This window comes from Sanguibacter sp. Z1732 (genome assembly GCF_051020515.1).
Lineage (GTDB): Bacteria > Actinomycetota > Actinomycetes > Actinomycetales > Beutenbergiaceae > CALKWS01.
On the sequence record NZ_CP194857.1, the window covers coordinates 3290998 to 3310648 of the forward strand.

Below are 19651 nucleotides of genomic sequence, written 5' to 3' on the forward strand. Positions count from 1 at the left end.
GCGTGTCCGCCGGCCTCGAATGCCCTGATCACCGATCCTGTCTCGGCTCAGCCACTGGACCTCTTCCCGGCCGCCATCGCCGACCCGCGGGGTGGCACCGCAGCGCGGTTGGCCCTGGCTACCATCCCGCCGGCAGCGGACGTCCCTCCTCATACCCTGCAGCCGACTGCAGGCCCACCACCGCCCGCTCGGCGAACTCGGCCATCGTGGTGGCTCCGGCATACGTGCAGGCGCTGCGCAGGCCGGAAGTGATGTGGTCCAGCAGATCCTCCACCCCCGGGCGGTCCGGGTCCAGGTACATCCGCGAGGAGAGGAGATGCCCTCCTCATACAGGGCCCGGCGGGCCCGCTCGAACGCGGTGGCGGCAGCGGACGCGCGGGCGGCGACCGCCCGCGCCGAGGCCATCCCGAACGACTCCTTGTACAGGCGCCCATCGGTGTCGGTGTGCAGGTCGCCCGTTGACTCGTGGGTACCGGCGAACCAGGATCCGACCATCACCTGGCTGGCACCGGCCGCCAGGGCCAGGGCGATGTCGCGCGGGTAGCGGACCCCGCCGTCGGCCCACACGTGGGCACCGAGCGAGCGGGCCCGCTCCGCACACTCGGCCACCGCAGAGAACTGTGGCCTGCCCACCGCCGTCATCATCCTCGTGGTGCACATCGCCCCCGGACCAACACCGACCTTGACGATGTCGGCACCTGCCTCGACGAGGTCGCTGACGCCGTCGGCGGTGACCACGTTGCCCGCGATCACCGGCACCTGAGGATCCAGGCCGCGCACCGCCCGCAGCGCGGTGAGCATCTTCACCTGGTGCCCATGCGCGGTGTCCACCACGAGCATGTCCGCGCCCGCCGCCAGCAACCCCTCGGCCCGCGCGACGACGTCACTGTTCACCCCGATCGCAGCCCCTACGAGCAACCGGCCCGAGGAGTCGGTGGCCGGGGTGTAGATGGAGGATCGCAGCGCTCCGAGGCGGGTGAGGACGCCGACGAGGGCGCCGTCGTCGTCGATGACCGGAGAGAACCGGCGCCGGTAGCGGTGCTGGGTCTCGAACGCGGTCCGCAACGCGTCGTCGCCGTCGAGCACCGACAGTGGGAGGCAGGTGGGTTCGGGTGTCATCACCTCGCGCACCTGCGTGAACTGGTCCACCCCCTGGCAGTCCCCGCGGGTGAGGACACCGACGGGCCTGTCGTCGGTATCGAGCACCACGGCCGCACCGTGGCTGCGCTTGTCGATCAAGGTGACCGCGTTGTGCACGGTGTCGGTGGGGGAGAGCACCACCGGGGACTCCAGCACCGGGTGCCGGGACTTCACCGAGGCGATCGTGCGTGCCACCTCCTCCAACGGCAGGTCCTGGGGCAGGATCGCCACGCCTCCGCGTCGGGCGACGGTCTCGGACATCCGCCGGCCGCTGACCGCGGTCATATTGGCCACCACCACCGGGATCGTGGTGCCGGCGCGGTCGACCGGGGTCAGGTCGACGTCGAACCGGGAGCCCACGTCGGAACGGGTCGGGACCAGGAAGACGTCGCCGTAGGTCAGATCGGAACGCACGGTGTGTCCGGGCAGGAATCTCATGGTTCCAGGGTAAGTGGCTTAGTATGAAGCGCGCGCACCGACGCGTGCCACTACCCTGCGGACCAACGACACCCCAGTCGGCGTCGCTGGGGTAGGGAAGGAGAAACGAGTGGGTGAACTTCAACGCATCACCTCCCCGTCGTCCCTGCGAGGTCTGAGTCCACGGCGGCTGCGCGCCCTCGCCGCGGAGATCCGCACCTTCCTGGTCACCGAGGTGTCCAAGACCGGAGGGCATCTGGGTCCGAATCTGGGCGTGGTGGAGTTGACCATCGCGCTGCACCGGGTCTTCGAGTCGCCCCGGGACCGGATCGTCTTCGACACCGGCCACCAGGCCTATGTGCACAAGCTGCTCACCGGCCGCACCGATTTCTCCGCGCTGCGTAAACGCGGCGGGTTGTCCGGCTACCCCGCGCGGGCGGAGTCCGACCACGACGTGGTGGAGAACTCCCACGCCTCCACCGCGATCTCCTGGGCTGACGGCATCGCCAAGGGCAACGTCATCGCCGGGCGCACCGACCGCCACGTGGTCGCCGTGATCGGTGACGGTGCGCTGACCGGCGGGATGGCGTGGGAGGCCTTGAACACCATCGCCGACGGCCCGGACCGACCGCTGGTGATCGTTGTCAATGACAACGGGCGCTCCTACTCACCCACGATCGGGGGACTGTCCCGGCACCTGGACGCCATGCGCGTCGACCCCAACTACGAACGCATCCTGGGCTGGGGGAAGCGCACCCTGAACCGTGGCGGTGCACCCGGACGGTTGACCTACGACGCCCTGCACGGCATGAAGAAGGGCATCAAGGACGTGCTGCGGCCCTCGGGCTGGTTCGAGGGTCTGGGGATCAAGTACCTCGGCCCGGTGGACGGGCACGACGTGCACGCGCTGGAGCGCGCACTGCGCGCGGCAAAGGACTTCGGTGCGCCCGTCATCGTGCACACCATCACCCAGAAGGGCCGTGGTTATGCCCCGGCCGAGACCGATGCTGCCGACCGTTTCCACGCCGTCGGGGTAATCCACCCCGAGACCGGGCTACCGGTGCAGGCCTCCCGGTTCGGGTGGACCAAGGTGTTCGCCGATGAGATCTGCAGGATCGCGCGGGTGCGCTCCGACGTCGTCGGGATCACCGCGGCCATGCTGGGCCCGGTGGGCCTGGCGCCGATGGCCGAGGAGTTCCCGGACCGGGTTTTCGACGTCGGCATCGCCGAACAACATGCCGTGACCTCCGCCGCCGGGCTGGCGTTCGCCGGGATGCATCCGGTGGTGGCGGTCTACGCCACCTTCCTCAACCGTGCGTTCGACCAGGTGCTGATGGACGTCGCCCTGCACAAGGCCGGGGTGACCTTCATGCTGGACCGCGCCGGATTGACCGGAGACGACGGCGCCAGCCACAACGGTATGTGGGACATGGCACTGCTGCGCAGTGTGCCCGGCTTGCGCCTGGCCGCCCCGCGCGATGAGGACACTCTGCGGCGTGCGCTGCGTGAAGCCGTCGACGTGCGCGACGCCCCCACGGTGCTGCGTTACCCCAAGGGTGCCCTGCCCGAGGCGATCCCCGAGATCGGCAAGCAGGGCACGGTGGACGTGCTCGCCAGGACCGCCGGTGACGGCGGGGCCAGGGTGCTCGTGGCCGGATTCGGCGCTTTCGCACGCACCGCTATCGAGGTGTCGCAGCGGTTGGCAGACCAGGGGATCGGCGCCACCGTGGTGGACCCGAGGTGGGTGCTGCCGGTTCCCGATGACCTGGTGGAACTTGCCCGCGCCCACCACCTGGTCGTGACCATCGAGGACGGTCTGGTGAGCAACGGTCTCGGCTCGGCGATCCGGGACCGCCTGGCCGAGCGCGGGCTGCACATGCCGGTGCAGGCGCACGGGATTCCACTGCGGTTCCTGAGCCACGCCGCCCGGGCCGAATTGGTCGCGGACCTGGGCCTGCGCGCCCAGGATGTCGCGTTGCAGGCGGCCTCGGTGGCAGTGGAACTGACCCACCAGGCAACGGTGGGGCGCGAACAGTTTCCGCGCACCGCGGTGGATCGCTAGGCTCGGGAAGATCCTTCACACCTCGATCGAACCTCTAGGGCGGGTATGCGCAACATCGTGGTCTTCAGCGGCAGCGCTCATCCGGGGTTGGCCGGCCAGATCTGCGCACACCTGGGTGTGGAGGTGGCACCCTCACGCGTCAAACGATTCAGCAACGACTGCCTGGAAGCCCGACTGGGGGAGAACTGCCGCCGCGCGATGTCTACATCATCCAACCCCTGGTGCCGCCCACCCAGGAGCACCTGATGGAACTGTTGCTGATGATCGACGCCGCCCGCGGCGCCTCGGCCGCGCAGATCACCGCGGTCATGCCGCACTTCGCCTACGCCCGCTCGGACAAGAAGGACGCCTCCCGGATCTCCCTGGGTGGGCGCCTGGTGGCGGACCTGCTCACCACCGCCGGCGCGAACCGGGTGCTGACGATGACCCTGCACGCACCCCAGGTGCACGGGTTCTTCTCCGTTCCGGTGGACCACCTCACCGCGCTGGGGGTACTGGCCGAGCACTTCCGGGATCGGATCAATCCCGAGGAGACGGTGGTGGTCTCACCGGACCTGGGCAACGCGAAGTCCGCCACTGTGTTCGCCCGGTTGCTCGGGGTGCCGGTGGCGGCCGGCAGTAAGCAGCGCCTGACCGATGACCGGGTGGTGATCGACGCCATCGTGGGAGATGTGGCCGGCAAGCGAGCCATCGTGCTCGACGACGAGATCGCCACCGGGGGCTCGATCGTCGAACTGCTCGAGCGGCTGCGGGAGGAGGGATGCGTCGAGGCCGCGGTGGCGTGCACGCACGGGCTGTTCACCGGCCGGGCTGTGCCGCGGCTGAGCCAGCATCCGATGATCTCCGAGGTGGTCACCACTGATACCGTTCCGGCGCCGGAGGGGTGGCCGGGGTTACGGGTGCGCTCGATCTCGGGACTGTTCGCCGAGGCGATCCATCGCATCCACCTGGGTGAGTCCGTCTCCAGCCTCTTTGACGGCGTGGACCCCGCCTACGCCCCGCCCCAGCCCGGTCTTTTCTGACTTTCGCCGCTCCGGGCTGGGGAGGTGCCCGGGGTCAGGCCGTGCGCGCCAGGTAGGGGGTGATGCCGCCCAGGTGGAACGGCCAGCCGGCGCCCATGATCATGCCCAGGTCGATGTCCTCCCTGTCTCCCACGACGCCCTCGGCGAGCATCAGGTCCACCTCCTGGGCCAGCGCGTCGCGCACCCGGTTGAGCAACTCGGTCTCACTCTGCGCGCCGGCCTGCTCGGCGCGGGAGCCGAAGTAGGAGCCGATCTGCATGTTCACCGGGGAACCGGCGCCGGGCCGGCCCTCGAACTCCACGAAGCGAGCGCGGTCCTCCACGATCCGGCGCAGGCCGGGCGAGGTGGGGTACCGGTCGCCCAGCTGCTCCCGCAGCGTGTCCAGCACGTGTTCGGCCACCGCCGGACCCACGAGCTGCAACAGTTGGAAGGGTCCCATCGGCAGCCCGAGGGGACGCAGCGCCGCATCGGCCACCTGCACGCCGGTACCGTCCTCCAGTGAGCCGAGGACTTCACCGAGCAACCGCACCAGCAACCGGTTGACCACGAACCCGGGGGCGTCGGCCACCGCGATCGCCGTCTTGCGGCACTCCTTGGCAACCGCGAACGCGGTCGCGTAGGCGGCGTCATCGGTCTGCTCCGCACGCACGACCTCCACCAGCGGCATCTGCGCGACCGGGTTGAAGAAGTGCAGGCCCACCACCCGCTCCGGATGGTTCAGGCCGGCGGCCATCGCCGTCACCGACAGCGCGGAGGTGTTCGTCGCCAGGATCGTTTCGGGGGCGATGACCTGCTCGAGTTCGGCGAACACCGTCTTCTTCACCTGCAACTCCTCGAAGACCGCCTCGATCACCAGGTCCTTCCCGGCCAGGTCGGCCAGGTCGGTGGTGACGGTGACCGCCGAGCGCAGCCGGTTGGCCTCATCGGCGCCGATACGTCCGGACTCGGCGAGTTTGTCAACCTCGGCGTGCACGAACGACAGGCCCCGCTGAGCACGCTCGTCGTCCAGGTCCCGCATGACCACCGGCACCTTCATCCGTCGGGCGAACAACAGCGCCAACTGGCTGGCCATCAACCCGGCACCGGCGAGTCCGACCGAACGCACCGGGCGGGCCAGTGCGGAATCGGGTGCACCGGCAGGTTTCTTCGCCCGTCCGGTGGTCAGCCCGAAGGCGTACACCCCGGCGGAGAACTCCGGCGACAGGATGAGTTCGGCTAGTGCGTCGTTCTCGGCTTCATAGGAGACCTCCCGGTCACCCCGGGACGCCACCTCGAGCAGGTCCAGGGCCCGATAGGGGGCCGGTGCGGCGCCGTGCAGACGCTGGTCCACTTTGGCCCTGGCGCCCTCGATCACCTGCTGCCACACCTGCGGGTCCACCGGGTCGGGCCGGTTCACCTGTACCTCCTCGCGCAGGATCGCCGCGCTCCAGCGCAGGGACTGGGCCAGGAAGTCCGCCGAGTCCAGCACCGCATCAGCCAGCCCCATCTGCACCGCCTGGGTGGCATCGAGCTGACGGTTGTTGCGAAGCGGGTTCTCGATGATCACCTTCACCGCGTTCTCGATCCCCACCAGGTGCGGCACCAGGAACGTGCCACCCCATCCGGGGATCAGGCCCAGGAAGGTCTCCGGGAGCCCGATGTTGCGCACCGGCGCGGCCACCGTGCGGTAGGTGGCGTGCAGCGCCAGTTCCAGCCCGCCACCCAGGGCGGCGCCACCGATGTAGGCGAACGTGGGCACCGGCATGTCGGTGAGCAGGGCGTACACCTCGTGCCCGGTCTCGGCGATACCGCGCGCATCGGCCTCGGTGGTGATGGCGGCGGCGCCGTGCAGGTCGGCACCCGCGGCGAAGTGGAACATCTTGCCGGTCACCGCAGCCGCCACGATCTCGCCCGCACGGGCCCGGGCGGTGATGCCCTCCAGCGCGGTGCGCAGTTCGGCCATCCCGCCGGGCCCGAGCGTGTTCGGCTTGGTGGGACCGGCCTGGTTGTCCAGGGTGACCAGGGCCAGGGTGCCCACACCCTCCAGTTCGATGTCGCGCACCAGGGCGCGGGTGATGCGTTCGCTCATCGGCTCTCCTCGATGTGGTGGGGGTTCTCCCAGATCACGGTGCCGCCCTGGCCGAGACCGACACACATGGTGGTGATGCCGTAGCGCACCTCGGGGCGGGTTTCGAAGGCCCGGGCCAGCTGGGCCATCAGGCGCACTCCGGAAGCCGCCAACGGGTGACCCACGGCGATCGCACCGCCGTAAGGGTTCACGCGGGGGTCGTCGTCGTCGATCCCGAAGGCATCCAGGAAGGCCAGCACCTGCACGGCGAACGCCTCGTTGATCTCGAACAGGCCGATGTCCTCGATGCTCAGCCCGGCCAGTTCGAGGGCACGCTGCGTCGCGGGCACCGGGCCCACTCCCATCACCTCCGGGGCAACGCCGGCATAGGCGTAGGAGACCATCCGCATCCGTGGCGCCAGGCCCAGTTCGGCTGCGGTGTCAGCGGCCATCAGCACCGCCCCGGTGGCGCCATCGGTCAACGGGGAGGAGGTGGCCGCCGTCACGCGTCCGCCGGGACGGAACGGGGTGCGCAGGTCTGCCATTGCGGCCACGGTGGTGCCCGGGCGCGGGGGTTCGTCCGCAGTGGCCAGACCCCACCCGCGTTCGGGGTCGGGAATCCCGATCGGCACCAGATCGGCCCCGATGTGCCCGTCGGCGAGCGCCTGGGCGTACTTGGCCTGGGAGGCGGCGCCGTAGGCGTCGGCACGCTCCCTGGTCAGTTCGGGGTAGCGGTCGTGCAGGTTCTCGGCGGTGGCACCCATCACCAGGGCGTCGGAGGAGACCAGTCGCTCGGTCATGAAGCGCGGATTCGGGTCCGCGTCGCCGCCGAGGGGGTGGCGGCCCATGTGCTCCACCCCACCGGCCAGGGCCGCATCGATCGCCCCCACGGCGATCGAGGCCGCCACCTGGGTGACCGCGGTCATCGCCCCGGCACACATCCGGTCGATCGCGTACCCGGGCACGTGCTGGGGCAGCCCGGCGAGCAAGCCTACGGTCCGGCCCAGGGTCAGGCCCTGGTCCCCGGACTGGGTGGTTGCGGCGAAGGCCACCTCCCCGAGACGCTCCGGCGGCAGCTCCGCGTTGCGGCGCAGTAGGTCCCGCACCACCGCCACCGCGAGGTCATCGGCGCGGGTGTGGGCGTACAGGCCGTCCTCGCGGGCACGCCCGAACGGGGACCGCGCGGCATCGACCAGGACGACATCACGACCGTGCAACGTCATCGTCTACCTCCAAAGCGGGAGACTGTCAGTACTAGATACTGATGCGCACCTTATCTCACGACGGCGCGGTAGCGCTCAGGAGGCGTTCTCGCCTGCTGTTTCGGTGACCTTGCCCGCCGTTTCGGTGGCCTCGTCCGCGGTGTCAGCGACCTCGGGCACCCCGACCGGCGTTCCGGTGGCCAGCGCCTGGGTGAGGCGCTCGGTGACCTGCTCCACCTGCCAGCGTCGGGCACCCAGGTCGCGGAGTGCCTGGGCGACGAGTTCCTCGGTGGCCGACGACGGCGGTCGCCAGGCAATGCGGCGCTGGGTATCGGGGGAGAGCAGGTTCTCCTGCGGAAGTTCCAGTTCGTCCGCCAGGGCCCGGATCGTGGGCCGCACCGCATCGAGCCGGACGGCGGCCTCGGGGTTGCGGTCCTTCCACGAGCGTGGCTGGGGCAGGGCGTCGGGGGAGTGCGGGGCCCGGTGCGCGGGAAGTTCGTTCTCGGGCAGTTCCAGAGCCGTCTCGATGGCGCCCGCCCAGGTGCGCAGCCGGCGGCGCGCACCACGGTTGGTGAACGGACGCAGTGCCAGAAGGTCATCGGTGTTCTTCGGCAGCGCCTGGGCGGCGGCGATGATCGCTCGGTCCGGCAGCACCCGGCCCGGCGCCAGGTCGGCCTGCGCGGCCGCGGCATCACGAGCGATCCACAACTCCCGGACCACCGCCAGACCGCGCCGGTCCCGGATCTGGTGGGTCCCGGAGGTGCGCCGCCAGGGGTCCACCCTCGGGGGAGGCGGGGGCGCGGTGCGGACGTACTCGAACTCCTCCAGGGCCCACTCCAACTTGCCCGCCTCGTCCAACTGGCGGGACAGGATCTGGCGCAACTCGATGAGCACTTCCACGTCGAGAGCCGCGTAGCGCAACCAGTCGTGCGGAAGCGGACGGGTGGACCAGTCGGCTGCGGAATGCTCCTTGGCCATGGAAAGGCCGAGTTCGGCCTCCACCATGGTACCCAGGCCCACCCGGGCCCGTCCCAGCAGTCGGCCCGCCAGTTCGGTGTCGAAGAGCGAATCGGGGCGAAGGGCGACCTCGGCCAGGCTCGGCAGGTCCTGGTTCGCGGCGTGCAGCACCCACTCGGTACCGCCGAGGGCCCGTGACAACTCGCCCAGGTCGGGCACCCCGAGCGGGTCGATCAGGGCGGTGCCGGCGCCGGCCCGGCGCACCTGGACCAGATAGGCGCGCTGACCGTACCGGTACCCCGAAGCCCGCTCGGCATCGATGGCGACGGGTCCGGTTCCCTGCGCCAGACGCTTGATGACCTCGCGCAACTGCGCGTCGGTGGCGACCACCTCGGGTACGCCGCCGGACGGCTCGGTGAGGGGCTGCGGCTGGTTCATCGGCGCCGGTTCAGCGATGAGACGTTATCCGGCATCGGAGGCAGCCCGGCCGCCTGGCAGGCCAGGAGCGCCCAGGCGCGCAGGTGCGGGGCCAGGTCGGTGCTGGTGGGTGTCCAGGATGCACGCACCTCGATCTCCACCTCGCCTCCCCGCAGTTCCAAGCCCCCGAAGGTCTCCGAGAGCACCCGGGTGACAGTACCGGACAGGGAGTGGTAACCCGCCTCCTCGGTGGCCAGGGCGTCGGTGAGCCAGCTCCAACCGACCTCCCCGAGCATCGCATCGGCGCCCAGTTCGTCCTCCAGGCGGGCCCTGGCCATGACGATCACCCGGAAGGTGCCGTTCCAGGCCTCCTGACCCTCCGGGTCGTACAGGACCACGAAGCGGCCGTTGCCCAGGAAGTCATCCGGGTCGGTGCTCGGGTTGATCTCACCGGTCAGGGCGAGGGCATAGGGAGCGATCCGCGTGGGCGGAGGCACCTCCTCCAGGCGCAGTTCCGGGCGCAGCCGGTGCCCACGCAGACTCAACAGCGCCGCCTCGAACTCCTCGGGCGCGACCGGACCTGGTGCGTTCACCCGTCCAGGTTATGCCGGGTGGCACGTGGCGCCGGTAGGGCGCGCCGCTCCCGACGACACCGCCCGTTGGGTAACGTAGCCAGGTGCGCACCAAGGACTCCCGACCCTCCGATACGCCGGGCGCCCCAGCGGTCCGGCCCATCCTGGTGGGTGGTGATATCGGTGCCTATGCCACCGCGAGGGCCTTCCATGAGGCCTATGGCGTCTCCAGCGTGGTGCTGGCCGGGGTGCAGGTGGGCGCGGTCGCCCACAGCGCGATCGTGGACCTGCGGATCCGCGCCGGGTTGAGCAACACCGACACCCTGGCCCAGACGATCCTGGAGGTGATGGCCGAGCAACCGGATTCCACCCACCTGGTGCTGGGCAGCGCGGACTGGCTGGTGACCGCGATCGTGGCGGTCCGGGACCGGCTCGAGGACGCCGGCGCGGTCGTGCCCTACCCCGGAGCCCACCTGCTGGAGCAGGTCGCGGACAAGGCGGTGCTGATGGCCATGGCCGAGGAGACCGGCGTGCCCCATCCCCGCACCGCCCGGGGTGTGCCCGCCGAGGAGGAGCCACCGGGCGGGGATCTGGACTTCCCGGTCGTGGTCAAACCCGCCAGCACCGCCGCTGCAAAGGGCGTGGACTACCCGGGCAAGGCGAAGGTGCACACCGTCGCCGACGCCGGGCACCTGCGCGCACTGTGGCACACGATGGCCACCGCCGGGGTGGCGGTGCCGATGCTGGTGCAGGAGTACATCGACGGTCCGGACAGTGCGATGGCGGCCGTGAACGTCTTCATCGATCCCGGTGGGCGGGTGCGCCTGGCCCAGTTCGGTCAGGTGCTGCTGGAGGAACATGCGCCCAGCGCGGTCGGCAACTCCGTGGCACAACTCACCGGAGACCCGGTGGGCGCTCAGGCCCGAGCGGTGGCACAGGTGGTGAACCTGCTGCAGGCCATCGGATGGCGGGGATCGCCAACGCGGATCTGAAGCGGAGCCCGGAGGGGCACTACCAGCTGCTGGAGATCAACCCACGGGTGGGTCGCAGCGGGTACGCGGTGACCGCCTCCGGGTACAACGTCGCAGCCATGTACGGCCAGGCCTTCCTGGGCCTCGGTCCGGGCGAGGATGAGCGCGCGGGCCCGGTGCGCCAGATGACGGCGCAGGCCGGCGGCGGCGAACCCATTCCGGTGGCGACGGCCCAACACCTCTTCGCCGTGGTGCCCTGGCCGGTGCTGCGCCGCTACCTGCCCGCGCCCGGGCGCGGGCAGGTGAACCGGATACGGCGCAGCGGGGCGGTGACGAACCCGCTGTACTACCGGGCCGAGCGTCACCCCCGGCGGCTGCTCTACGTCGCGATGGCGATGGTGAACTACGCCCGGAAACTGGCCCGGCACCATCCGGGGGTCTGAGAGTCTGCGGCCCGGTGTCCGCGACCGTCAGCCGACGTGGTCGGTACCGGAGTAGAAGTGCAGCACCGGCACCTCGAGCGTGTCCTTGGCCGTACTGGCCCAGTCGGAACTGAAGATCTCCTGCACCGCCTGGGGCTCGGTCACCACGATCACCTCGGTGATGCTGCGATCCCGTGCGGCGGCTGTCAGCTGGGCCATCGGATCGGCGCTCGTCAGTGCCCCGGTGGCGGTCGCCCCGGCCTGTTCGAACAGGTCCAGGGAGGAGGCCAACGCGTCCCTGGCCGCCGCCCGGTCCGCCCCGGCGTCCTCGGTGCCGGTGATCCTGTCCCATGCCTCGCGCAGGTCTCCCAGGCTCAGATGGTTGATCACCTCGGTCACCGTGGAGGCATCGGACCCCACGGGGACCAGCACCAGGTACTGCATCTGCTCGGTTCCGGCGTGCAGTTGCAGGATCCGGTGCACATCCCGGGGTCGCAGGGCTTGCGCGGTCAGGACGGCGGTGCTTGGCATGGCTCCGAGTCTACGGACGGGACGGCACGTTGCCACCGCAGTACCGTGGCTGCATGTTGTTCGCCTTCTCGATCGCACCAGCCACCACCGACGCACCGGACGGCTCGGTCAGCGCCGCGGTGGCCGACGCCGTCCGGGTGGTCCGCGACAGCGGGCTGCCGCATGAACTGACGTCGATGTTCACCACCATCGAGGGGGAGTGGGAGGAGGTCATGCCGGTGATCAAGGCCGCCTGTGACGCCGTCGCCGCCCACTCCGACCGGATCTCACTGGTGCTCAAGGCGGATCTGCGCCCGGGACGTCGAGGGGAGTTGACCGGCAAGGTGACCAGGGTCGAGGAGCTGCTCGATGAGTGATCCCGGGGCGGCCGCCGGGGAGCGGGCCGCCACCACCACCTGGGGCGACTACGAGATCGGCCCGTTGCGCCCGGCCGAGGTGGAGGAACTGGCGGCCGCGCACCGCCGTACCTGGCAGAGCACCTACGCGGGGTTGATGACCGCACAGTCGCTGGCACGACTGAGGCCGGAGGCGTTCGTGCACCCCTGGACCGAGCGTGTGCCCGACTCCTGGCCCAGGACGAACCGCTCCCGGGCGGGGAGCAGATCCTGATCGCCAGGCACGGGGGAGTGCCGGTGGGGTTCATCAGCGTCGGTGATCCGCGCGAGGACGAGGCCCCGGCCCCCCGTCAGGTGTGGGCGCTGAACCTGCTTCCCGAACACCACGGGACCGGACTGGCGCAGGAGATGATGCGCAGGGGGCTGGGGGACCGGGAGGCCTACCTGTGGGTGGCCCGTGGCAACGACCGCGCGGTGGCGTTCTACCGCCGCCAGGGGTTCACCACCGACGGCGCCAGCCGGGAGCGCCGGGACGGCATGACCGAGGTCCGCATGCTCCGCCGCCCCGCGGGCTGACCCGCACCCCGGTCATCTCCACCGGGAGGTGACCTCACCCCTGCGGGACGAACTCGCCGTGGCCGTGGGCGCGTAACCGGGACCGCAGCTGTTCGGCGGCTGCGTCCATGGCGGCCGGGTCCGGGTCGCGCTCGGCGTTGCCCGGGTCGAAGTCCTCGGGGGAGACGCTCGGCCAGACGTGCAGGTGCACGTGCGCCACCCCGTAGCCCTCCACGAGCAGGCCCACCCGGCGCGGGTCGAACGCGTTCCGCTGCGCCCGGCCGATGTGCCGGGCCACGGTGAACAGGTGCTGGGCCAGGTCGTCGGGTACGTCCAGCCAGTGATCGATCTCGGCACGGGGAACCACCATGGTGTGCCCGGGCCGTAGGGGCTCCACGGTCAGGAACGCCACGCACTCCGGATCGGACCAGACGAACCGGCCCGGGATCTGCCCGTCGATGATCTTGGTGAAGACGCTGCTCATTCCGCCACGGTACCGGTCCTGGCCGGGGCCGGTCCTGCCGAAGGGATCCGCCCAGCAGGGCCGTGAGCGGACGGAAGGGCTCAGCCGAGGACGACGACGCAATCCGCACCCAGGTGCACCCGGGCGCCGTCGTCGGTCAGGAAGGTACCGTCCGGATCCCAGGCGGCCAGCACACCACGCCCGGTGCCGGCGGGAAGCGGGACCTGCTGGGCGGTGCCGGTGTTGAGCGCGACGACGGAGGAGCCGCGCCGCATCGTCAACCAGCCGGCGTCGTCGTCGAAGTCCACCGTGGTCACGGTGCGGTCGCCTCCGGCCAGGTCCGGGTGGTCTCGGCGTAGCGCGACCAGGTCGGTGTAGAAGGCGAGCAGCCGGGCGTGGTCTGCCCCGGCGGGTTCGGACCAGTCCAGCACCGAGGCGGTGAACGTACGCCGATCCTGGGGGTCGGGCACCGTCAGGTCGGCACGGCCGTAGAGCCGGGCCCATCCGTGATCGCCGAACTCGGCCTGGCGGCCCGCACGGATCGCCTCGGCCAACTCCTCCTCGGCGTGGTCGGTGAAGAAGAGCCAGGGGGTGGTGGCACCCCACTCCTCGCCCATGAACAGCATCGGGGTGTAGGGGCCGGCCAGCAGGAGCGCCGCCCCGATCGCCAGTCGCCCGGGGCTCAGGGTGGCACTGGGACGGTCGCCCAGGCCCCGGTTGCCGACCTGGTCGTGGGTGTTGAGGGAGGCCACGAAGGCATGCCCGCTGACCTCGGGCGGCACCGGTGCACCCCAGTGGCGGCCGCGGAAGGATGAGTAGGTGCCGTCGTGCACGAACACCCGCGTGAGCGCCTTCGCCAAGGTGGCGGCGTCGCCGAAGTCGGCGTAGTACCCGTGCCGCTCTCCGGTGAGGTAGGCGTGGATCGCGTGGTGGACGTCGTCGGCCCACTGCGCGTCCATGCCGCGCCCGCCCGCGGTGACGGGGGCGACCATCGCGGCGTCGTTGAGGTCCGACTCCGCGATCAGCCCCAGGGGCCGGCCGACCCGGCTGCTCAGGTCCGCCACCGCGCGAGACAGTTCGGCGAGCAGGTGCTCACCGGAGTCGTCCTTCAGTTCGTGCACCGCGTCCAGGCGCAGTGCGTCGATGTGGAAGTCATCCAGCCACCGCAGGGCGCACTCGATGATGAAGGCGCGCACCGGTGCGCAGTCGGGGCCGTCGAGGTTGACCGCCGCGCCCCAGGGCGTGTGGTGGCGGTCGGTGAAGTAGGGGCCGAACTCGCCCAGGTAGTTACCGGAGGGCCCCAGGTGGTTGAAGACGACGTCCAGCGCCACGCCCAGCCCCGCGTTGTGGGCGGCGTCGACGAACCTGGCAAGCCCGGCCGGTCCACCGTAGGAGTGCTGCACGGCGTACAGCCCGACGCCGTCATACCCCCAGCCGCGTTCACCCGGGAAGGCCGCGACCGGCATCAGCTCCACGATGTCCACACCCAGGGCCACCAGGTGGTCCAGCCGTTCGATCGCGGCGTCCAGTGTCCCGCCCGGGGTGAAGGTGCCGATGTGCAGTTCGTAGATCACCGCGCCGTGCACGTCCTTGCCGGCCCACCCCTGGTCGGTCCAGTCGAAGTCGGCCGGGTGGTACCAGCGTGAGTGGGCGTGCACGCCCTGGGGCTGCCACGGCGAGCGGGGATCGGGGCGCAGCGGGCCGCCGTCGAGGCTGAAGGCGTAGTCGGTGCCCGCCTCCAGTACCGGGTCGCTGGCCCACCAGCCCTCGCCCCCGGGATGCATCGGCGCACGGGCACCGGGGCCGGGCAGGTCGATCTCAACCCGTTCGGCGTTCGGGGCCCAGACTCGGGCGGGGACGCTCAACTCTCCTCCTGGTCCGCGGGCCGGTCGGCCACCTCCAGGATGGCGACCGGGCCGTGTCGCAGCACCTCGCCCACCGGTTGGGCGCCCCCGGGGTGCTCGGCGCCGCTGATCACGTCACGCCAGTGGCCCGGCGGCAACACCACGGTGTGCTCACCCCACCCACCCAGGCGGCCCAGGGCAACCGGCAGCCGGGTCGCGATCGTAACCGCCTGTGGTCGCTCGTCGGCGGAGCGGGCGAACGCGATCGCGTGGCCGGTGGAGGTCGCCAGTGGTTGATAGCCGGCGCGGGCGCCGACGAAGACCTCGGGACGGCGCCGGCGCAGTCGCAGTACCGCGGGCGACCAGGCGCAGTTTCTCCTCCGCCGGCCCGGAGGGTCCGGCCCCGGAGTCCAGCCGGGCGAGCATCTCGGTGAGTGCGTGGTGATCCACGGGGCCGCGGTTGTCCGGATCCACCAGGGCAACCCGGGTGGTCTCGCTGCCCTGGTACACATCCGCCACGCCGGGCACCGTCAGTTGCAGGGCCTTGGTGGCCAGGGTGGCCACCCGCACCGATTCGGTGGTGCGGGCCACCCAGGCCTGCATCAGTTCGTGCACTGCCGGGTCGGTCACCAGGTGCTCGGCGAAGTCGGCCAGGGCCTGCTCGCCCTCGGCGTCCACGGAGGTCCAGGTGGTCCAGTCCTTGGCCTCCCGGGCCGCCTTGATCAGGTAGTCGCCCAGCCGGGAGGCGTTGATCGGGCCCTTGTCGGTCCAGGTGCCGGCCAGGGTCTGCCAGGTCAGATTCTCGGTGCGTCCGTGCAGGTCCGGTCGGACCGGGGCGGTGACCTCACGCAGCTGGTGCACCAGGTGGATCCACGCCTCGGCGTGCTCGGAGATCACCCCGATGCGGGCCCGCACGTCCTCCCCGCGCTTGTTGTCATGGGTGGATCCGGCGGTCATCGAGGCCGGCCGTGCGGTCTGGATGGCACCGGCCCACGCGTGCAGTTCGTCCGACCCCACCGAGAAGGTGCCGGGGGCGCCACCGACCTCGCACAGGCTGGTCAGGTGCGTCCACCGGTAGAAGGCGGTGTCCTCCACACCCTTGGCGGTCACCGCTCCACACACCTGCTGGAATCGTGTGATCACCTCACCGCGGCGGGCCTCGTGGCGTCGTCCGGCGCTGCCGGTTTCGCGTCCCAGCACCAGGTCGGTGACGACGTCGAGGGTCTCCAGCCGTTCCGGGGACAGCCGGGTCGCGGCCTGCTCGGCCCACTGGGCCACCACCGCCTGGGCGGCGGCGGGGGCCGGCTCGCCCGGCACCACGTAGGCCCGGTACCGGTCTGCGGCCACCACCAGCTCGGTGAGACAGTCGGTGATCGCGGCCCGGGTGTGATCGCGCAGCCGAACGTCGTCGTGGCAGATCTCCGAGATCACCCCGGCCAGGCGGCCCACCTCGGCGCGCAGGGAGGTGGTGACGATCTCGCGTTTGGCGTCCGCGATCAGTTCCGGGAGCAAGCCGAGGGTATCGCCGGTGAGTTCGTGCATCAGCGCGCCCAGCGGGGCAGAGCCGGCCGGGTCGATGAGCACCTGCCCGATCCGCCACGAAGCGTCGTACCCGGTGGTCCCGGCCGTGGGCCAATCGGCGGGGATGGTCTCGTGCGGTTCCAGGATCTTCTCAGCCACGCTCCACCGACCACCGGTGGCCTCGTGCAGGCGCCGGAAGTACCCACGCGGATCGGCCAGCCCGTCCGGGTGGTCGATCCGTAGTCCGTCGATCAAGCCCTGTTCGATCAACTCCAGCAGCAGGGCGTGGGTGGCCTCGAAGACAGCCGGTCGTTCCACCCGCACCGCCAGCAGGGTTCCCACATCGAAGAAGCGTCGGTAGTTCAGTTCCTCATCGGCCACCCGCCAGTACGCCAGCCGGTAGTGCTGGCGTTCGAGCAGTTCCGCCAGCGGCAGGTGCTCGGTGCCCGGACGCAGTGGGAAGCGGTGTTCGTAGTAGCACAGCACCGGGCTCGTGCCGTCCAGGCCGTGCTCGGGTTCGTCCACATGGGCCACGGTGAGTTCCCCGGCCGCCATCGCCGCCCCCAACCGCCGCCCGAGCACCGGCATCAGGACCTGGCCGTCCTCGGCCCAGTCCACGTCGAACCAGTCGGCGTAGTCCGAGTCCGGCCCGTAGGTGAGCATCGACCACAGCGCCGTGTTCTCACTCGCAGGGGTGGGGGCGGCCATGTGGTTGGGCACCACGTCCACCACGATGCCCATCTCGCGGGCGCGGGCGGCGGCGACCAGTCGTTCGAATCCGTCCCGCCCGCCCAGAGCAGGGGAGATCCGGGAGTGGTCGACGACGTCGTAGCCGTGGGTGGAGCCGGGTGCGGCGGTCAGGATCGGGGAGAGGTACAGGTCGGTGACGCCCAGGGAACTCAGGTAGTCGAGCCTGACGGCGGCGTCATCGAAACTCAGGTCCGGGCCGAGTTGCAGCCGGTAGGTGCTGATCGGGGTGCGCGGCATCAGCGGTCCTGGTGGCGCGTCGGTTCCTGGTCATCGCCCTCGTCGGTGCCTTGGGAGGGCGGCCGGGAGAGCACCACGATCGAGCGCGAGGTCACCGTCAGCGCCGCGTCCGGTTCGTGCAGGTGCGTGAGGTCGCTCTCCGGGTCGGTGCTGACCGCCACCACCCAGGAGCCGCCGTAGTCAGGCCCGGGAAGGTGGAAGGTGAGGTCCTCGCTGCCGGAGTTGATGAGCATCAGGAAGGAGTCGTCCACGACGCGCCGGCCCCGATCGTCGGGCTCCTCGATCGCTTCCCCGTTCATGAACACCGCGACCGCACGCTGATCCTCGTCCTCCCACGCCTCGGGATCCATGGGTGCCCCGGAGGGGTTGAACCACGCCAGGTCGGGGAGTTCGGGCAGCCCGTTGGAGGCCGAGTGGGACCCGTCGAAGAACCGGCGCCGGCGCAGCACCGGATGGTCCTGGCGCAGCGCGATCAAGCGCGAGGTGTACTCCAACAGGGAGCGCTGCTCCTCGTCGAGGTCCCAGTCCATCCAGGCAATCTCGTTGTCCTGGGCGTAGACGTTGTTGTTCCCGCCCTGGGTGCGGCCCATCTCGTCGCCGTGGGAGATCATCGGCACCCCCTGGGACAGCAGCAGGGTGGTGAGGAAGTTGCGCTGCCGACGCAGCCGCAGGGCGTTGACCTGCGGATCGTCGGTGGGTCCTTCGGCGCCGCTGTTCCAGGACCGGTTGTGATCCTCGCCGTCCTGGCCGTCCTCACCATTGGCGTCGTTGTGCTTGTCGTTGTAGGAGACCAGGTCACGCAGCGTGAACCCGTCGTGGGCGGTGACGAAGTTGATCGAGGCCACCGGGGTGTGCGGCCGGTGTGCTCATACAGGTCGGAGGAACCGGCGATCCGGCTGGCGAACTCACCGAGTGTGCCCGGCTCGCCGCGCCAGAAGTCTCGCACCGTGTCGCGGTACTTGCCGTTCCACTCCGTCCACAGCGGCGGGAACCCACCCACCTGGTAGCCGCCCTCACCCAGGTCCCACGGCTCGGCGATGAGCTTGACCTGGGAGACCACCGGGTCCTGATGGACCAGATCGAAGAAGGAGGAGAGGCGGTCCACCTCGTGGAACTGCCGCGCCAGGGTGGCGGCCAGGTCGAACCGGAAGCCGTCCACGTGCATCTCGGTGACCCAGTACCGCAGCGAGTCCATGATGAGTTGCAGCACGTGCGGGGAGCGCATCAGCAGGGAGTTGCCGGTGCCGGTGGTGTCGAAGTAGTGGCGCTTGTCGTCATCGACCAGCCGGTAGTACTCGGCGTTGTCTATCCCGCGGAAGGACAATGTGGGGCCCAGGTGGTTGCCCTCGGCGGTGTGGTTGTACACCACGTCCAGGATCACCTCGATGTCTGCCTCGTGCAGGGCCTTGACCATCGACTTGAACTCCGGCACCTGCTCACCCCGGCTGCCGTAGGCCGCGTAGGCGTTGTGCGGGGCGAAGAAGCCGATGGTGTTGTAACCCCAGTAGTTGCTCATCCCCTGTTCCTGCAGGTGGGAGTCCTGCACGTACTGGTGCACCGGCATCAGTTCGATCGCGGTGACACCCAGGTCCTGCAGGTGCCCGATCACCGCGGGGTGGGCCAGGGCGGCGTAGGTGCCGCGGATCTCCTCGGGTACCTCCGGATGCAACCGGGTCAGCCCGCGCACGTGCGCCTCGTAGATGACGCTCTCGTGGTACTCGTGGTTGGGTGGCCGGTCGTGGCCCCAGTCGAAGTAGGGGTTGGTCACCACCGAGGTCATCGTGTGGGGGGCCGAGTCCTTGGTGCTGAGTTCTCCACCTTCACCCTGGGCGAAGGTGTAGGAGAACAGCGCCTCGTTCCCGTCGATCTGCCCGTCGATGGCGTAGGCGTAGGGGTCCAGCAGAAGTTTCGCCGGGTTGCACCGGTGCCCGGCGTCGGGGTCGTGCGGCCCGTGCACCCGGTATCCGTACCGTTGCCCGGGTCGCACCGAGGGCAGATAGACGTGCCACACGAACGCATCGACCTCGGTGACCTCGATACGTTCCTCGGCGCCGTCGTCGTCCAGCAGGCATAACTCAACTCGCTCGGCGGCTCCGGAGAAGATCGCGAAGTTCGTTCCGGAGCCGTCATATGTGGCGCCCAGTGGATAGGGACGGCCGGGCCAGGTTTGCATGAGGACTAGCGTC

Annotated in this window: 15 protein-coding genes and 3 pseudogenes; 7 read left to right on the plus strand and 11 right to left on the minus strand. The window is 70.4% G+C overall.

Annotated features, from left to right (window positions below; all coding sequences use genetic code 11):
- Positions 1-118: 118 nt before the first annotated feature.
- A pseudogene (locus tag ACRRRO_RS17170) lies at positions 119-1578 on the minus strand (GuaB1 family IMP dehydrogenase-related protein).
- A gap of 109 nt (positions 1579-1687) precedes the next feature.
- On the opposite strand from ACRRRO_RS17170, the gene dxs reads away from it, so the two are divergent.
- Complete coding sequence (gene dxs, locus ACRRRO_RS17175; RefSeq protein ID WP_424796090.1) at positions 1688-3619, plus strand: 1-deoxy-D-xylulose-5-phosphate synthase; 1932 nt, start codon at positions 1688-1690, stop codon at positions 3617-3619.
- A 45-nt stretch (positions 3620-3664) separates the two neighbouring features.
- A pseudogene (locus ACRRRO_RS17180) lies at positions 3665-4641 on the plus strand (ribose-phosphate diphosphokinase).
- Positions 4642-4675: 34 nt separating this feature from the next.
- On the opposite strand, the gene ACRRRO_RS17185 reads toward ACRRRO_RS17180, so the two are convergent.
- The 4 genes from ACRRRO_RS17185 to ACRRRO_RS17200 form a co-directional block, all read right to left on the minus strand.
- Entirely contained in the window at positions 4676-6709 is a 2034-nt protein-coding gene (locus ACRRRO_RS17185) for a 3-hydroxyacyl-CoA dehydrogenase NAD-binding domain-containing protein (protein WP_424796091.1), read from the minus strand.
- Entirely contained in the window at positions 6706-7911 is a 1206-nt protein-coding gene (locus tag ACRRRO_RS17190; protein ID WP_424786031.1) for a thiolase family protein, read from the minus strand. Before ACRRRO_RS17190 ends, ACRRRO_RS17185 begins: the two co-directional genes overlap by 4 nt.
- 75 nt (positions 7912-7986) lie before the next feature.
- Positions 7987-9285: an HRDC domain-containing protein gene (locus ACRRRO_RS17195; protein ID WP_424796092.1), complete on the minus strand. Its 1299-nt coding sequence runs from the start codon at positions 9283-9285 to the stop codon at positions 7987-7989.
- On the minus strand, positions 9282-9857 hold the full coding sequence (locus tag ACRRRO_RS17200; RefSeq protein ID WP_424796093.1) for a DUF3000 domain-containing protein: 576 nt from the start codon (positions 9855-9857) through the stop codon (positions 9282-9284). Before ACRRRO_RS17200 ends, ACRRRO_RS17195 begins: the two co-directional genes overlap by 4 nt.
- An 83-nt stretch (positions 9858-9940) precedes the next feature.
- Between ACRRRO_RS17200 and ACRRRO_RS17205 the strand changes: the two genes are divergently transcribed.
- On the plus strand, positions 9941-10828 hold the full coding sequence (locus ACRRRO_RS17205) for a hypothetical protein (RefSeq protein ID WP_434080631.1): 888 nt from the start codon (positions 9941-9943) through the stop codon (positions 10826-10828).
- Positions 10801-11250: a hypothetical protein gene (locus tag ACRRRO_RS17210; protein WP_434080632.1), complete on the plus strand. Its 450-nt coding sequence runs from the start codon at positions 10801-10803 to the stop codon at positions 11248-11250. The genes ACRRRO_RS17205 and ACRRRO_RS17210 overlap by 28 nt, the downstream gene beginning before the upstream one ends.
- A 27-nt stretch (positions 11251-11277) precedes the next feature.
- Here the strand turns inward: ACRRRO_RS17210 and ACRRRO_RS17215 are convergent, their stop codons facing one another.
- Positions 11278-11760 (minus strand): hypothetical protein, encoded by a 483-nt coding sequence (locus tag ACRRRO_RS17215; RefSeq protein ID WP_424786027.1) that lies wholly within the window; start codon positions 11758-11760, stop codon positions 11278-11280.
- 53 nt (positions 11761-11813) lie between these two features.
- On the opposite strand from ACRRRO_RS17215, the gene ACRRRO_RS17220 reads away from it, so the two are divergent.
- Genes ACRRRO_RS17220 through ACRRRO_RS17230 form a run of 3 tightly spaced genes read left to right on the plus strand, consistent with a single transcriptional unit; the run spans position 11814 to position 12671 of the window.
- On the plus strand, positions 11814-12116 hold the full coding sequence (locus ACRRRO_RS17220; RefSeq protein WP_424786026.1) for a thiamine-binding protein: 303 nt from the start codon (positions 11814-11816) through the stop codon (positions 12114-12116).
- Complete coding sequence (locus ACRRRO_RS17225) at positions 12109-12369, plus strand: hypothetical protein (protein ID WP_434080633.1); 261 nt, start codon at positions 12109-12111, stop codon at positions 12367-12369. The genes ACRRRO_RS17220 and ACRRRO_RS17225 overlap by 8 nt, the downstream gene beginning before the upstream one ends.
- 23 nt (positions 12370-12392) lie before the next feature.
- Positions 12393-12671 (plus strand): GNAT family N-acetyltransferase, encoded by a 279-nt coding sequence (locus ACRRRO_RS17230; RefSeq protein ID WP_434080634.1) that lies wholly within the window; start codon positions 12393-12395, stop codon positions 12669-12671.
- A gap of 34 nt (positions 12672-12705) precedes the next feature.
- Here ACRRRO_RS17230 and ACRRRO_RS17235 read toward each other — a convergent pair whose 3' ends face one another.
- From ACRRRO_RS17235 to glgX, 5 genes and pseudogenes are all read right to left on the minus strand, one after another.
- A complete protein-coding gene (locus ACRRRO_RS17235; protein WP_424796096.1) occupies positions 12706-13134 on the minus strand; it encodes an HIT family protein in 429 nt (142 codons plus the stop codon).
- Between the two features lie 80 nt (positions 13135-13214).
- Complete coding sequence (gene treZ, locus ACRRRO_RS17240; RefSeq protein ID WP_424796097.1) at positions 13215-14978, minus strand: malto-oligosyltrehalose trehalohydrolase; 1764 nt, start codon at positions 14976-14978, stop codon at positions 13215-13217.
- Positions 14975-15121 carry a hypothetical protein gene (locus tag ACRRRO_RS17245; protein ID WP_434080635.1) on the minus strand — a complete coding sequence of 49 codons (147 nt, stop codon included), beginning with the start codon at positions 15119-15121 and terminating at the stop codon, positions 14975-14977. The genes treZ and ACRRRO_RS17245 overlap by 4 nt, the downstream gene beginning before the upstream one ends.
- 7 nt (positions 15122-15128) lie before the next feature.
- Positions 15129-17465 (minus strand): malto-oligosyltrehalose synthase, encoded by a 2337-nt coding sequence (gene treY, locus ACRRRO_RS17250; protein ID WP_434080636.1) that lies wholly within the window; start codon positions 17463-17465, stop codon positions 15129-15131.
- Positions 17465-19638, minus strand: a pseudogene (gene glgX, locus ACRRRO_RS17255) (glycogen debranching protein GlgX). The gene treY and the pseudogene glgX overlap by 1 nt, the downstream one beginning before the upstream one ends.
- Positions 19639-19651 lie beyond the last annotated feature (13 nt).